Source organism: Comamonas testosteroni TK102 (assembly GCF_000739375.1).
Classification (GTDB): Bacteria; Pseudomonadota; Gammaproteobacteria; order Burkholderiales; family Burkholderiaceae_C; genus Comamonas; species Comamonas brasiliensis.
Genome location: NZ_CP006704.1, coordinates 2,647,392 through 2,662,478, shown reverse-complemented (window position 1 = coordinate 2,662,478; position 15,087 = coordinate 2,647,392). Strand labels below are relative to the sequence as shown.

The window sequence follows — 15,087 nt, the reverse complement described above, 5'->3', positions numbered from 1 at the left end:
CATAAGAACTGAACAGACTCAAGGAGATTTCAATGAAGCGATGCATCATCAAAGGAGCAGGAGCCTGCTACACAGCCCTATTCCCAAGCACATGCGCCGCACTGGAAGATGCCTTGAAGCGCTTCCCAAGCGCCACTGCGATCTTCGTGAAAGCCGCTTGAATTCGGTTTGATCTAGCTATTCATCTAACTGCCAACGCCAACTAGCAATCGTGTCTGTGACCGTTGCGAAGTCCCGGTTTAGTCAAAGCCATACTGGAATAGCTATGCGTCCATCAACGCTGTCTATCAGCATATCAATCGCCATTTCAGGCTTCGTCCTTGTCTCTTGCACGAATGAGGAGAGCCACAAACTTGAGGCCAAGCGAGCTGCCAGGCGGCTGCTTGCCTTCCCTGAGCATGCCGAGTTCAAAGACGTGAAGTTGGGAAAGAACGGCGATGCTGTCTGCGGATTTGTAGGCTTTCATCAAGATAAGTTAGCGTCTTATCCAGGCAAGAAACCATTTGTCTATGAAGTCAACACGCACACGGCAAGTCTTGTGGAAATGCTTCAGGACAAGGACTTCAAGAACTTTATAGAGGACAGGCTCGAAAACGAAGATGAAGTTGTGAAAGCAAAAAACTTGATCAAGAACTGCCACGGGCAAGCTCTATGGGAGACGAGCTGCTCCCCTGCACTTGATATCAAGAAGCACGCTCTCTGCAGCTATGTTGAGCCTCCCACATTGCTCTAGGAATCCCCAAAAACCAGCCTCAACACCCGCTCGCGGAGTTACCGGCCTTCTGAACGAAGTAGTGTGCAGTTCCTATCCTCCGGCCCGGCAAGAAGGCCATCCGGCGTGATCACTCAAGCAGCTAAGGCAGTTCAATAATGGGCCAGGGCTAGCGTCTATTGGGAGCACGGCGCGGCTTCCGCGTCGTGAGCGACAGTGGTCATGCCAGATGGCGCAACAACCTCTCTTAAAGCAAAAAGCTTCATCCGCAAGTCCTTACAATGAGCATCAGCGTGCACGGGCCGTCGAAGTGTTGAGCAACACCACGTTGAAGGCCCCTTAGCAGAAATGTGATGGGCGCACGCACTGCCCACCAGTAGCGCTATGCCTCAAACAGCCTCCTGAACATTGCGCTAAGCCCTCAAGGCCTAGGTAAGCAGGAACGGTGCTCCCGGCTATCAACTGCGGCCCATTTTCATTTCAGAGTGCCGACGTTTAAGCGCATGTGCATTCACAGCACTGCTGCGCGCTTCCACAGCGACTTGGTGACTCCGAAAATGCTCGCTCCAATGAATAGAGATCGCGCTGGGATATGCCTAGCTAGTCGCTATGAAATTGAGCTATATCGGGTCGTTCCCGGAAAGTTGTCAAGGCACAAATTCAGGCACACTGCTATTTGTAACAATAAGTCGCCTTACGCTTTCGCGGCCAATGAATACCAATGGTTTATTCAACTGATAAAACACGCGCCCCTCCGTTGTGGGGCCCTAAGTCGGCGTCAGTACTTGCCGATGAAACCCAGCATTTCGAACGCTGGCGAAAGCGCACCTGGCAGCTGCACGCTTCAGTGCTCGTCAGCCATATGTATGCCTTCATGCTGTTCCTCGGCCACTGCTGGGCCGGCTATGTGCCACTACATACCGTGCTGCTGTATGGGCTCTGGATAGGAGCCGGGATGCTATTCATCACCTGGGCCTACGCCAGCGGCTGGAGCCAGACTCGAAGTGACCCGGGCTTGTTCTTCTGGCACCAGCTAATTGCGGTTACAGGCGTATTGGGCTTACTTGTCGCGGCTCCCCAGGTCGCGTTCCAGGCACTGGTTATGCTTCTGGTTTTCAGCACCGATGGCTTTCTCGCCCCACGCCGCACCAGCTTCTGGTTGACCTGGAGCTGTACACTTATTGCTATTGCGTTGGCCGTTTACTGGGTGGGCCCACAAATGCGCATGACCACTGACACATTGATCGGGCGGTTCCTGATAGTGGCCATCATGCTCGGAGCGGTCGTCCGATGCAGTGTCATGGTCACCTACTTTCGCAGCATGCAGTACCGTCTCAGCGCGAGTAATGAAAAGCTGGCGGCAGCGCTTAAGCAAATTGAGACCCTCGCGCATAACGATGATTTGACGGGATTGGCGAACCGCCGCGGTGTCATGGAGCGACTGCAGCAGTGCATTCATGCCGCTCAACGCCGGGATGCACCGTTTTGTATTGCATTGCTAGACATAGATTTCTTCAAACAGGTCAACGACCGCCTGGGCCATGACGTCGGAGATCAGGTGCTTAAAGCATTTGGACAAGTTCTTGCTTCACAGACCCGGGTAACTGACTGCGCAGGCCGCTATGGGGGTGAGGAGTTCCTTCTAGTGCTATGCGATACACAACTCAGCCAAGCCGAAGTACTGCTTGAAAGAATACGGCAATGCACAGAATCGCACCCCTGGTCACAGTTAGTGAATCAGGAGCTAAAGGTGACCTGTACGCTTGGTGCGACTCAATACCGAATAGGCGAAACCGCAGAAGTGCTTATCTCCCGCGCTGATGTGGCCCTTTATCAAGGCAAGGCTCTAGGTCGTAACCGCGTAGTGATCGCCTAGCTCATCTGCCTGTAGCCAGAAGAATGAGCCGTCAGGCCACATTCCCCCAGCCACTGTCACTGTCACTGTCACGCCACTGCGCGGGCTTTGTCTTTTCTGTAGTCCTGATGTTCAAAAGCATGACCATTTACCGCATTGGCTCGAACTGGCAAAGCGATCTGCAGGTGCTGGAGGATCCCCTGCAAAGGACAGTCTTTGAGGAGTGCGGCGCCACACAGGAATGCTCCGTGGGCTGGGTGATGACAAGATGCCATTCTGCAGCGAACTAATCTTGGCTATGCCTGAGGAGCTCAGCGCCTAGCGCTCTATGCTTGAGTTTCTCAACACTGTGCTGAATGTTGGTGGGCATAGCCTAGCCTCCTAGGAAGCCCAGGCTAGACCTTCAAGAGTGGCTGAACGTATGGAGACGCACTACCCGCAAGCCTTTCACGTCACGGAGCTTTGCTTGCTTCGCCGCCGTTGCAGGTTTCTCAACGCTTTCCCACAGTACCTGCGTATCCCAGCAGTCCTGGCGCATAGGCGTCGACTGCGGCGGTACTTTGCAGTTCGCTGACCACTGTCGTAGCCAGTTTGCCCAAAGCCCGGATTGTCGTTCGGCGCAAGGAGCAAGTTATCCATCTACTGCTTCAAGTGATTCTTGCCTTGGCAAGGTCACCCAGCCTTCCGGCGGCACGGAGCGCGGCGGTGCTGTTTTCATCTCGTACAAATAAATATAGGAAAAGTCGAGACAAAACTTGAGCATGGCTTGCAAAAAAAAGCGCTCGCCCTGGCTGCATTGCGATCATTTCGGACTGGCAGCAATATGAGGATATAGGCAGTTTATCGCTCGCTTGCAAAGTGCTACCGTCGACACTTAGAGCCGCTAACGCCACTTTCCTTTGAGAGCAGCCAGAAGCATTTATGCTTCTGGCCCTCATGGCAAGACAACCTGTTAGCAAAGAACTGTGGCGACAGCTGCAGCCCCTGATCCCCTCCTTCACACCTTCCGTCAAAGGTGGCGCACGCAAGCTCAACGTGAGCGATGAAGCAGCGCTCAATGGCATTCTGTTCGTGCTGCAAACAGGCATCCCATGGGAAGACTTGCCTCAGTCCTTGGGTTCCGGCAGGGGTATGACCTGCTGGCGGCGCTTGCGTGACTGGAATGCCAATGGCGTTTGGCAGCGTTTGCACCAAGCCATGCTGGTACGTCTGCGCGAGCATGACCCTCGAAGCACGCACAGATGATGGTGGATATCAGCAATTCATGGAAAGGGTTTAGGCATTAGCCTGCCTAGAAGTGATTCCCAACCCCGTCATTGCCACACCAACTGACAAGCGACTACTCACAGCCTTGAAGGCTCGCGGCTTTCGACCATCTAGCGCAAGCAATGTTGCTAGGCCGCCGTCATAGACAAACGTGGGCGCATTCAGTAGTTCTAAGATAGGGCCTAGTAGTTTTTCCTGTCCATCAAGAGCTTTAGGGTCTCAGACGAAGTGCAAGCGCTGCCAGAGCCGTGGCCGTTGCCAGCACAGTCACCGCCATCCAGCCGAACTGTGCGAACAGCCAGGCGGCCAGTGCTGACCCGATTGCCATGCCGATGAACATGCCGGTGAACAGGACTGCGTTGAGCCGGCTGCGAGCGCTGGCATCGATGCCGTAGATGATGGTTTGATGGGCGATCAGCGAGGCCTGGATGCCCAAGTCGAAACCGATGGCGCTCAAGACCAGCAGACACAACTGGGCGTCGGGCGCCATGAGCGGTGCCAGTGCCATGGCTGCAAAAGACACCGCGACCAAGCCTGTACCCAGGCGGGTGACGAGCGGCGAGCCGTAGCGGTCGGCGATACGTCCGGCGACAGGCGCAGCCACGGCTCCGGCGGCTCCGGCCAATCCGAAAGTACCTGCTGCCGCTGCTCCCAGATGGAACGGCTCACCATGCAGCATGACTGCCAGGGTGGACCAAAAGGCGCTGAAACCGATGGACAACAGACCCTGGGCCCAGGTGGCCCGGCGCAGCGCCGCATGTTGCGTCCACAGCCCGCCAAGTGATTGCAACAGCGCGAAGTAGGAAAGGTGCGTGGTGGGTTGGAAGCGCGGAAGCTGGCGCCATGCGGCCAGGCCCACCAACGCAATGCTCAAGGCAGCGCCACCGAACATGACCCGCCAGCTCCAGTGCTCTGCGACGAAGCCGCTGACCACCCGTGACAGCAAGATGCCTAGCAGCAGGCCGGTCATCACCGTGCCCACGATCTTGCCGCGGTGCGAAGGCGGTGCCAGCGTTGCGGCTGCCGGAACGATGTCCTGCGCCATCGTTGCTGACAGACCGATCACCATGCTGGCGAGCAGCAGAGTCATTAGCGAAGGTGACAGTGCCGCGAGCAGCAAGGCAGCAAACAGGATGACGGCCTTGGTCAGAATGATCTTTCTGCGGTCATTCCGGTCGCCCAGCGGCGCCAGAAAGAGGATGCCCAGGGCATAGCCCAGCTGTGTCAGCGTGGGCAACAGCCCGACCGACTGGGCCGAGGCACCGATGTCCGAGCCCAGCACGCCCAGCATGGGCTGGCTGTAGTACAGCGAAGCGACCGACAGGCCGGCACCGCTGGCCAGCATGAAGATCAAGGAAAGTGGAAGCCCCGAGGGCGAGGACTGCGCGAAGTTCTGGTCGGCAGTGGTGTGCAGGGAGGTCATGGTGGTAGTCCTGAAAAGTGTTGGGCGGTGAGCAATGCGGTGACTGGTTGCTGGGCTTGCTCGAACACGACAGGAGGAAGATTAATATTTGCATCCAAATAAATGAATACATAATCATTGCAACCAACCATTGCAAATTACGCAAAGATAGAAATGGACAAATTGCATGCCCTGCGCGCCTTTCTGGACGTGGCCGAATCGGGCGGCTTCTCCAAAGCAGCGCGGCGGCTGGGGGTCGCCACATCCTCCGTCACGCGTCTGATAGATGGCCTGGAGGAGTCGCTTGGCACCGCACTGCTGACTCGAACGACGCGTCGGGTAACGCTCACAGACGCAGGAGCGGCCTACCTGGAGCAGGTCTCCAGAGTGCTGTCAGATCTGGAGGAGGCCGACGGCAGTGTGTCGGACACCGGGACGGAGGCGGTCGGTCCTCTCAGGGTCTCGCTTCCCGCGACCTTTGCGCGTCTTTGCCTGGCACCGCATATCGCGAGCTTTCTGCGGGAGAATCCGCGCGTTTCACTGGACCTGGTGCTGTCCGACGCCTATGTTGACCTGGTCTCGGAGCGGATCGATGTCGCGGTTCGCATCGGCACGCCGGCCTTGCAGCCCCAGCTGATCGTGCGCAATCTGGCAGAGCACCGGCGCTATGTGGTGGCAAGCCATGCGTACCTGCAGCGGCATGGCACGCCCCTGATACCCGAAGAATTGTCGAAGCACGAGTGCATGCGATTCAGCTACCAGCCCGGCCCGCAGCGTTGGTCGTTCCGTCACCGCGACGGACAGCTACAGCATGTGGAGGTACAGGGACGTCTCGCCGTAAACAACTCTGACATCCTGCGCGAGGCCGTGCTCGATGGTGGCGGCATTTCGCTGCTTGCGGAGTGGCTGATCCGGGAAGACGTGCGCGTAGGACGGCTGCGGCGGCTTTTTGAAGACTATGAAATCAATCCACAGGAGCATAGCGTGTGCGTCTATGCAGCTTACCTTCCGAACCGCAGGTATTCCAAAAAGGTGCAGGTATTTCTGGACTTCCTGCAGATGCAACTCACAAAAACTGTGACAAGCACAACGTCATCATGAGCCAGTCCTCGGTGCCCAAAAGCACCAGCACAAATCGCTTTTAGAGAAAACCAGATTGATCGGCTGCTCTGGGGGGAGAGTGTTAATTTCCACGCGACGTCCCCCGTTTTCAGTAGCACTGGGCTTTGGAGTCCGGGGATTAATTTAACGAGTTGTGCATCAGCCTTTGGGCATAAGCTGCCGGCGTCAGTCCGCCGAGGGCCTTCTTCGGCCGCTCCTCGTTGTATTCCCGGCGCCAAGCCTCAACGATCACACGGGCATGTGCCAAGCTGGTGAACCAATGCTCTTTAAGGCATTCCTCTCTGAAGCGGCCGTTGAACGATTCGATGTAGGCGTTCTGGTTGGGCTTGCCAGGCTCGATGAGGAACAGCTGAACACCCCTGGCGTGGGCCCAGTTCAGCATGGCTCGACCGCAGAACTCCTTGCCGTTGTCAGTTCGGATCGCCTTGGGTTGCCCCCTTGTGATGGCGAGTTGATCCAGGACGCGCACCAACTGGTTTCCACCCATTGCTCGCTCGGCTACGATGGCTACCGCCTCGTGGGTCCCATCATCGACTACCGTCAGGCTCTTGATGCTGCGTCCTTCGGCCGTGCGGTCAAAGACAAAGTCCATCGACCACACTTGGTTGGCTGTCATCGGACGCTGTAGCGGGTGGCGATCGGCCTGCGGGATCCTCTCGCGCTTGCGTTTCCTTACTTGCAAACCAGCCTCGGCATACAGGCGCTCCACCCGTTTGTGGTTGACGATCTCGCCAGCTTGCCTGAGCTTGAGATAGACCATGCCGGCGCCGTAACGGCGATGGCGTTGCGCCAGAGCGATGATCTTGTCCTTCAAGGCACCGTTTCGGTATTCAGCAGGCTTGTAACGGTAGGCGCTGGCGCTCATGCCGATGACGAACAGTGAGCGGCGTTCGCTGAGTCCACAGTCCATCATGTGGCGCACCAACTCGCGCCGTGCAGGTGCGCTCACCACTTTTTTCTCAAGGCTTCTTTCGTCACCTCGTTCTCCAGCATGGACTCGGCCAGCAGCCGCTTGAGACGTGCATTTTCAACGCTCTAGCTCCTTGAGCCGTTTTGCGTCCGAGACGCTCACGCCCCCCCCGAACTTGTTACGCCAGAGGTAGTAGCTGGCCTCAGAGAAACCGTGCCGGCGGCAAAGCTCTGCCACTGGCAGTCCAGACTCCGCTTCTCGCAGGAAGCCAATGATCTGTTCTTCTGTAAATCTCTTTTTCACGTCCAATCTCCTGTCTTCGGGATTGGACTCCAGAGTCATACGCTACTCAAATCCGGGGGGACGTCGCTCCAACCCAAGCGCTCTCTCCGTATCCGATTAGAGCTTGTTAAGGCTCAACGCTTGAATGGTGCAGCCATGAAGGTCATCTGAGGCAACCTCTGGCAGCAAGGAAACAACTCAAGAACGCTCAAAAGCTATCAAGAGCAGCAATAGCCGAAGACCTCATAGGTTATTCAATGCTTTGGAAAAACGAAAAGATATGCTTACAAATACTAATCAGTCATAATTTGAACTGATCAGTCTTGTCAATTTGTAAGAATGCTTCATGAACTAGGTCTAGGCCTAGTTCGACGGCCAGATGCAGTAGTTCGTAGCTTGTCGGATCAACCCTAGTTGGCCCTAACGTGAACGCGTGAGGCCCTTGACCCTTGCCAGATCGACCCCCATCAAAAAGGGCATTGACCATGAACCCCCTCGCATCAGCAGTGACGATGACAGCACTAGTGGCAGCCAGTGCAACAGTGCATGCCCAGTCGGATTTCTATCGTCGGACCATGCCACCCAATGCCTCAGAAGGTGGTGTCGCCGGCCTAGCAGTAATTGGAGGCCATAGATACCAGGGATCCGACGAATCCAGAATCCGGGTTCTACCAAGCATTGAGTACCAGTGGAGTAATGGCTTTTTTGCCGGAGTCATGAGCGGTGTTGGCTACAACGCTTCACGCAGTTCTGAGATGTCTTACGGAGCGCGGATTACAGCGGACTTCGGACGCAAAGAGCGGCGCAGTGCAGCACTGCGGGGACTGGGCGACATTGATCCTCGCCCAGAAATTGGTGCATTCTTCAACGCCAATCTCACAAGCAACTTGACGCTCAATTCAGCAGTCCGCTATGGCAGTGGGAACAACCGAAATGGTCTGCTCCTGGACCTGGGCGCCGGCTGGAACACTCGCATCAGTCCATCTCTACAGTTCTCAGCTACAGTCGCCACAACATGGAGCAACAATCGTTATGCCCAAGACTACTTCGGTATCACTAAAGAGCAGGCAGTAAATAGCGGTTATGCAGAGTTTGCTCCAGGACCCGGACTAAGAGATGTACGGCTTGGCACCTCCGTCATCTATCGCATGAATCCCAAGTGGAGCTTGGTCGGCTCACTGGTGTATTCGGAGTTGATTGGCGACGCACGCAACAGCCCAATCGTGCGTCAAAAGGGAAGCCTGTCCTCAGTAATTGCCTTGGGCTACAACTTCTAGCTAGGTAGATATTAAATCCGAAATCCGTCTTTAACGATTGTCTACTCTCTATTTCTACCCAAGAAAATCTTGCGTCATAGAAAGCATCGTGATTTATTGGCATTATGCAAGTGCTGGCTTGATTTTTATGTCAACGCCGCGCATGCTTAATTGGTTTCACCAATCATTCTAATACGCATTGCCTGAATAGGCGGACACTAACTCTATCTAGGAAAGCGAAGGGTAAATTGGGTGCCAGCGCTAGAGTTGTTAATAATCACTTCTCCACCATGCATATGCATAATAGAACGGACAATCGCGAGGCCCAGCCCGCCTGAATCATCGGGATGTGAACGGGAAGCATCGCAGCGGTAGAAGCGGTCAAATATGCGGGGGAGGTGTTCTTCTCCTATGGGTACCCCTTGATTAAGAACCTCAATATCTAGCCACTGCGCGGCCTGGGTATTGCAACTAAGGGTGATGACTGTACTTTCTTCACCATAGCGAATCGCGTTCGCCAACAGATTAGCCAATGCACGGCGGATCAAGCCGTTGTCAGCGAGCAGGTGGCCATGTGCTATTGTCTCAATGCGCATTCCCCGCTCTTGGGCCATTCCTTCAAAGTACCCCGCGAGCTGTTGCGATAATTTTTCCAAGTCCACGGACTCCAGATGCAACGTCGAGTCTTGCTTTTCTGCCCTAGCAAGAAAGAGCATGTTGTCGATCATCCGCGCCAAACGCTCGTATTCCTCTTGCTGGGAATCCAGTAGCTGCTCATACTCGTCAAAGGTTCTGGACTCGCTCAATGCTAGTTGATTCTGAATCATGAGATTGTTAAGCGGCGTACGCATCTCATGGGCCAAGTCTTCTGAAAATTGAGAAAGCTTTGAATAACCTTCCTCCAGACGTGCCAGCATGGAGTTCAATGCCACCGTCAAGGCTTGCAGCTCTTGCGGTTGCTTTTGTGCATCCAGACGCAGTCCCAGATGCTGAGGGCTTACCGCTGCAGCTTGCTGACTCAATCGGTGCAAGGGCAGAAGTCCACGGCGCACCACCTCCCAACCAACAGCGAACGCCAGAAGCACGCCTACCAGCCACGCCGCGCCCAGATTCCAGCGATAAGCCGCCATCATCTGCTCTCGTTCAGCCAGTAATTTGCTCGCGATGATAAAGACGTTTGAATCTCCGTTACTCACCCGACCCCAGGCCATGCGAGCGGGGTTGGCTCCCGTGGTTGTGAACAGAGAAGTTGGTTTTAATTCTCCGATGACAGGAGTCGGTAAATTTTCCGGATTAACTTCAATTAATAAATCACCTGATTCACCAATAATCCACAAAGCATTGTCTCTATTGCCAAGCATATTAGAATAAAGCTTAGGCTGATTTTTTAAGTAATCAATATTTTTATTATCTTTTATAATATCCTCAATACGTTCAATCCGCCCAAGCAAAGCGATGTCATCGCGGTAGGCAACCTCCCTTTGCAGGGCGTTGAAAACATAAAACCCCATCAAGGCGAACAAAACGGCACTTGCCAAGGCAAACAGCAAAGCAAGGCGTAACCGAAGACTGGCGTATCTGGGGTGTATCACGGCAGCGGGCCCTCAATACGGTAACCCATGCCACGCACGGTCTGGATGAGCTTGACGGCAAAACCATCATCGATCTTCGCCCGCAGGCGACGGATGGCCACATCCACGACATTCGTGTCGCTGTCGAAGTTCATGTCCCATACCTGAGAGGCGATCTGACTGCGCGACATGACCTCCCCTTTGTGCTGCAGCAGCAACTGCAGCAGTGCGAACTCCTTGTTCGTCAGGTCAATGCGCTGGCCGCCACGTATAGCCCGGCGTTTGAGCATATCTACCTCCAGGTCGGCCAGCTGGAATATATCTTGCTGACGCATAGGATTTCTGCGTAATAGAGTACGCACTCGGGCCAAAAGCTCTGCGTAGGAAAAAGGTTTGATCAGATAGTCATCGGCACCTAGCTCAAGCCCTTTGACGCGATCCTCCACAGAATCTCGCGCGGTCAAAAAAAGCACAGGAACCTGACTTCGCTCACGAAAACGTCGGATAAAACTCCAGCCATCAATACCTGGAAGCATGACATCGAGGATCAGCAAATCAAATTCACTGGACTGAGCGACAAATAGACCATCGACTCCATCGTTGGAAACCTCGACTTGATAGCCTGAGCTCGTGAGTCCCTTCTTGAGGTACTCCGCAGACTTTATTTCGTCTTCAATGATTAATATACGCATGGATTAATTATATTCTTAGCTTTAGCATTTTTAAATCATAGCTTTAAATATCTGCAGCAACATTAAAAAAATGTAATGAGCGTGCAATCTTGGTGTTAAGAGAAACAGACAAAATTCAATCTATTCGCCAAACAACTCGAATACAGGATGAGAAAAATGCTCTTTCCTTCTATTAAACCAGTTTCCGCTTTTCTTTTCATGGCTTCAGTCCATGCCTTTGCCGCTCAGCCCGCGCCACTGCATCAAAGCAATATGTCTCTCAATTTGGCAAATGCTTTGGTAGACGCAACGATGTCTGCATGCCACTCACAAGGCCGCTCTGCCGTTGCCGCGGTGATCGACCGTGGCGGCCATCTGCTTTCCTTGCAACGCGACGACAGTGTCGGCCCACATAACACCGACGCCGCTGTCAAGAAGGCATTCACCGCGCTTTCAACCAAGACGCTGTCACGCATTGTTGCGGAAAACGCGCGTAAGAACCCCGAGTCCAGCAATCTGAACACGATTGACAGTCTTCTGCTTATTGGCGGTGGAGTGCCCGTAAAAGTTGGCGACGAGGTCATCGGAGCCATCGGTGTAGGCGGAGCAGGTGGCTCCGTCATAGACGAAGGCTGCGCCTTGCAAGCCATCGACAAAGTGCTCGGAACCTCCAAGTGAATGCACTTACTAGTTTCTTTCTCTGATCCATTGACCTAACCCCTAGGAGCTTCCATGCAAAAAACCAAACTGCTTATCGCCGGCATGCTGTTGAATGCCGCCATCGCCACCTCCGCCCTGGCTGCCTCGAATCCTTTGAGTGTTCATGTTCTGAACCTACAAGACGGCCTGCCGTCGGCTGGTGTGAACGTGAAGCTGGAAAAAAAGATTGATAACAACTGGGTGCAAATCAGTGAAGGCGTCACCAATGCCCAAGGACGCATTCCCGCGCTCTACCCTTCGGAATCCATCATGGAAAAAGGCAGCTACCGCGTGACCTTCCAGACAGAGGAATGGTTCAACAAACACAAGACCTCAACGTTCTTTCCAGAAATCCCTGTGATCTTCAACGCCGACGGCTCGGTACCCCACTACCACATCCCCCTGCTGCTAAGCCCTTACGGTTTCTCTAGCTACCGAGGTAACTGATCCAAGCGCTGACTTCCTGCACTTAGAGTGGCTAACACCACGATCCACGAAGCGCGCACAGATGATCGCTGCTGCCAGTTTCAGCAGCGCTTCGTGGATATCCAGCCGCCTTTCAAAGCGGATTCGCAGCTTGCCAAAGCCTGCAAACCATCCATGCGTCCGCTCCACCACCCAGCGATGCTTGCCCAGTCGCTCGCTACTCTCAACGCCTCGCCTGGCAATGCGGCTGGCGATGCCCCGTTGCCTCAGGTGCGCATGGCAACGCTTGTAGTCATAGCCCTTGTCGGCGTGCAGCTTCGATGGTCTTTTGCGAGGGCGCCCTCCCAAGCCTGCAATCGCAGGAATCGCGTCCACGCACCTCTCGAACATCTTGGAGTCGTGCCGGTTTGCGCCGCTGACCAAGATCACTAGGGGAATGCCTCTGGCATCTACAACGATGTGTCGCTTGGAACCGAGCTTGCCTCTGTCCGTGGGGTTGGGGCCCGTTTCCTGGCCCCCCGGGGGCTTGGCACCGAGGAGCCATCAATGCTGGCCCGGCTCCAGTCGATCTGGTCATGTCAAAGCATGCATGGCAACACGGTAGGCTCCGCCCTCGCTCCACTTCGCCGCCTCTACGGGGTCCGAGTCCTTGAGTTCGTTGTACTTCCGGCTTGCATAGTCCCCCACCGCCTTGCTGGCCTGCTTCCCAAACTCCGCCGTGATCGCCACCTGCGCATCGATGTCGCGCTGCACCTTGTTCTGATCAAAGATCCGCTCGATACCCGTGGCATCGCTCGTGCGCACGCTCTGGTCGCCGGCGATGCCGGAGATGCCTGCCGTGGTGGTGCTTTGGGCGCTGCCGCTGTCCTGGCCCACGCCCGCTCCCACACCGTTGACGACATGCTTGCCGCCTTGCTGGCCGGTGTTGACGTTGACGCCAATCGCCTGGCCTTCGTAATGGGCGCTGTTGTTCAGGTCGTTGGTGGTGAGCGTGCCTCCGGTGCTGAAGCGGTTCTTGTCCTGGTCTACAGCGGCTTGGGTGCTGGCGATGACACCGCCCTTGAGATCGGTGTCGCCCTTGACGTTGACCTGGAAGCCCCCTTCCCCTGCCTGTATGCCGCTTTGCTCGGTGACGCTTTGGTAGTGGCTGTTGACCTTGCTCTGTCCCGCGTTGATGCTGCCTCCGATGGGCACGCCTGCCGGGCTGAGCGTGATGGAGCCACCACTGCTTTGCTGCTTGCCTTCAAAGCGGCTGCTGTCCTGCAGGCTTTCGATCTTCAGATCGCCGCCCACATCGGCGATGACTTGCTTGCCGCTGACCACGGCCCCCTTGAGGTTGTACCATTACTGGATTGGTGAATATTAGAAATATCATAATCCACATGAATTTTTAAGCTCATTCTTTGCAAAATTCAAATATTTTAAAAACTCGTCAAATGAAAATTTCAAATTTATCCCGGAATAAATTTCAGCATCAAAGAAAAACTCAATTTCAATTTCATTCGAATTATCTCGCTTGCTTAGCTCACATATAATTTGATTATTAAATATTACCTGCATTAAAAGATTTTCATAACCATCTTTGTCACGGGCTAAAATTTCAAATCCCTCAAAACTCATAAAGCACCTGTTAAATATTTATTTAAATTCAAGGGGTTTTCCTCGGATCCACGAAGTTGACTTTGCCATCAGCTTCAAATATCACGCCTTGGCCACTAGGGAGCCTGTATCTCACAGCACCACTAGGAAGACGCGTTTGAGTTGTTTCAGGGTTGGTGACAACACCATATATCCATTCGTTTGCCTTTCTATTTTTTCCTCCGTATTACCGAAACGTTCCCCCTGAACGGGATGTGTCGTGCTTATCCCATGCTCTTGCTGCTTGGGAAAGACCGCCACTGTTAATTGGCTTGCTTGCATCAGAAATAAGTTCTTCAATTGGCTTGTGAAGCCCCAATGATAAATTACCAGAACTATTATTTCCCTCACTGAATACGGGCCCCATCCCAGGCAAAGAATCTGCAGGACTGTCGGGAAGAATATTATCCCCAGGCTTTTGAGGATCCTGTGGTTTACCACCCACAGCCACGCCCTCTTTCGATCCATCTGCAGGATATACCGTGGATGAGCCTCCGGGTATGGGGTTTGTGGTCTTGTCATTGCCCGTGTGGTTTGGCCCCGGCTTCAGTCCGTAGCCATCACCGTAGCCAGGTATTTGGTCCGCCAGACTCGGTTGTTTCGCCTCGAACTCCTGGGTCAACTGTGCTGCCAACCATGCCGCTGCTGCTGCCGGCAGTAGATTCATGCACACACTACTGCTCGCGGACGTGCGCAACACCGGTAGTTGCTGTTGACCTTGCTCTGTCCCGCGTTGATGCTGCCTCCGACGGACACGCCTGCCTAATATGGAGCTGTCTTGCTTTCATTTAGTAGGAAAACGACGTTAGGCTGACTTATTCGATCGGCCTATGATTATTTTTGTACAACAACGCTGTTTTCCCCATCTTCATTTAAAAAATCTCGCCATCTCAACAAAACATCATAAAAATCATTTATTTTCATAGTAACAAAATACTCGTCATCTAATAATGAATATATTACCGCCATATCATCCCTTAAATTTACACCCCAGCTATCCCTATCCCAAGAAAAATCCTTCAATTCATTTCCAATTACTTTATTAATCTTAGAAATTCCATAATCTATCCATTCGATAGAATTTTTATAGCCTTGCCCCCCATCATCATTTAATAAACAGGCTAGTATATCCACTCCATCTTCACTGATAATATCAGTGCAGCAATCAGGGTATTTCTCATCTTGAGAAAAAATCCAAAAAAAAGATACTTTCATAGCTTAATTTACATTTTCGGGTACACAGTAGTCTTGGGTCTTAAGTAACTTTCGACTTTAAC

The 15,087-nt window shown here is 53.7% G+C and carries 12 protein-coding genes and 5 pseudogenes; 8 read left to right on the top strand and 9 right to left on the bottom strand.

Annotated elements, in window-relative coordinates; translation table 11 throughout:
• Positions 1-265 precede the first annotated feature (265 nt).
• The 4 genes and pseudogenes from O987_RS12030 to O987_RS12020 form a co-directional block, all read left to right on the top strand.
• Positions 266-733 carry a hypothetical protein gene (locus O987_RS12030; RefSeq protein ID WP_043372423.1) on the top strand — a complete coding sequence of 156 codons (468 nt, stop codon included), beginning with the start codon at positions 266-268 and terminating at the stop codon, positions 731-733.
• A 700-nt stretch (positions 734-1,433) separates the two neighbouring features.
• The gene (locus tag O987_RS12025) at positions 1,434-2,588 is read left to right on the top strand and encodes a GGDEF domain-containing protein (protein WP_235214362.1); all 1,155 of its coding nucleotides are present in this window, start codon (positions 1,434-1,436) and stop codon (positions 2,586-2,588) included.
• A 107-nt stretch (positions 2,589-2,695) separates the two neighbouring features.
• Positions 2,696-2,836 (top strand): annotated as a pseudogene (gene rdgC / locus O987_RS28785) (recombination-associated protein RdgC); the annotation flags it as partial.
• A 667-nt stretch (positions 2,837-3,503) separates the two neighbouring features.
• Positions 3,504-3,791 (top strand): annotated as a pseudogene (locus O987_RS12020) (transposase); the annotation flags it as partial.
• 253 nt (positions 3,792-4,044) lie between these two features.
• Here the strand turns inward: O987_RS12020 and O987_RS12015 are convergent.
• Complete coding sequence (locus O987_RS12015) at positions 4,045-5,256, bottom strand: MFS transporter (RefSeq protein WP_043372421.1); 1,212 nt, start codon at positions 5,254-5,256, stop codon at positions 4,045-4,047.
• A 153-nt stretch (positions 5,257-5,409) separates the two neighbouring features.
• Here O987_RS12015 and O987_RS12010 point away from each other — a divergent pair, with 153 nt between their 5' ends.
• Positions 5,410-6,336: a LysR family transcriptional regulator gene (locus O987_RS12010; protein ID WP_003055658.1), complete on the top strand. Its 927-nt coding sequence runs from the start codon at positions 5,410-5,412 to the stop codon at positions 6,334-6,336.
• A 139-nt stretch (positions 6,337-6,475) separates the two neighbouring features.
• Here O987_RS12010 and O987_RS12005 read toward each other — a convergent pair.
• A pseudogene (locus tag O987_RS12005) lies at positions 6,476-7,609 on the bottom strand (IS3 family transposase).
• A gap of 425 nt (positions 7,610-8,034) precedes the next feature.
• Between O987_RS12005 and O987_RS27995 the strand changes: the two are divergent.
• Positions 8,035-8,826, top strand: a complete 792-nt coding sequence (locus O987_RS27995; protein ID WP_003055667.1) for a MipA/OmpV family protein — start codon at positions 8,035-8,037, stop codon at positions 8,824-8,826.
• Positions 8,827-9,029: 203 nt separating this feature from the next.
• Here the strand turns inward: O987_RS27995 and O987_RS11995 are convergent, their stop codons facing one another.
• A complete protein-coding gene (locus O987_RS11995) occupies positions 9,030-10,397 on the bottom strand; it encodes a heavy metal sensor histidine kinase (RefSeq protein ID WP_019043680.1) in 1,368 nt (455 codons plus the stop codon).
• Positions 10,394-11,068 carry a heavy metal response regulator transcription factor gene (locus O987_RS11990; protein ID WP_043372417.1) on the bottom strand — a complete coding sequence of 225 codons (675 nt, stop codon included), beginning with the start codon at positions 11,066-11,068 and terminating at the stop codon, positions 10,394-10,396. Before O987_RS11990 ends, O987_RS11995 begins: the two co-directional genes overlap by 4 nt.
• Before the next feature lie 156 nt (positions 11,069-11,224).
• Here O987_RS11990 and O987_RS11985 point away from each other — a divergent pair, with 156 nt between their 5' ends.
• Together O987_RS11985 and uraH are read left to right on the top strand one after the other, a co-directional pair.
• Positions 11,225-11,725: a GlcG/HbpS family heme-binding protein gene (locus tag O987_RS11985; protein WP_051962297.1), complete on the top strand. Its 501-nt coding sequence runs from the start codon at positions 11,225-11,227 to the stop codon at positions 11,723-11,725.
• 54 nt (positions 11,726-11,779) lie between these two features.
• A complete protein-coding gene (uraH, locus tag O987_RS11980) occupies positions 11,780-12,193 on the top strand; it encodes a hydroxyisourate hydrolase (protein WP_003055671.1) in 414 nt (137 codons plus the stop codon).
• Between the two features lie 39 nt (positions 12,194-12,232).
• Here the strand turns inward: uraH and O987_RS27990 are convergent.
• The 5 genes and pseudogenes from O987_RS27990 to O987_RS28770 all read right to left on the bottom strand — a co-directional run.
• A pseudogene (locus O987_RS27990) lies at positions 12,233-12,747 on the bottom strand (IS5 family transposase); the annotation flags it as partial.
• A pseudogene (locus tag O987_RS11975) lies at positions 12,746-13,498 on the bottom strand (hemagglutinin repeat-containing protein); the annotation flags it as partial. The pseudogenes O987_RS11975 and O987_RS27990, both read right to left, overlap by 2 nt.
• Before the next feature lie 45 nt (positions 13,499-13,543).
• The gene (locus O987_RS28780; RefSeq protein WP_144244927.1) at positions 13,544-13,792 is read right to left on the bottom strand and encodes a hypothetical protein; all 249 of its coding nucleotides are present in this window, start codon (positions 13,790-13,792) and stop codon (positions 13,544-13,546) included.
• A gap of 205 nt (positions 13,793-13,997) precedes the next feature.
• Complete coding sequence (locus O987_RS28775) at positions 13,998-14,477, bottom strand: hypothetical protein (RefSeq protein WP_144244926.1); 480 nt, start codon at positions 14,475-14,477, stop codon at positions 13,998-14,000.
• A 167-nt stretch (positions 14,478-14,644) separates the two neighbouring features.
• Positions 14,645-15,025 carry a hypothetical protein gene (locus tag O987_RS28770; protein WP_144244925.1) on the bottom strand — a complete coding sequence of 127 codons (381 nt, stop codon included), beginning with the start codon at positions 15,023-15,025 and terminating at the stop codon, positions 14,645-14,647.
• Between the last annotated feature and the right edge of the window lie 62 nt (positions 15,026-15,087).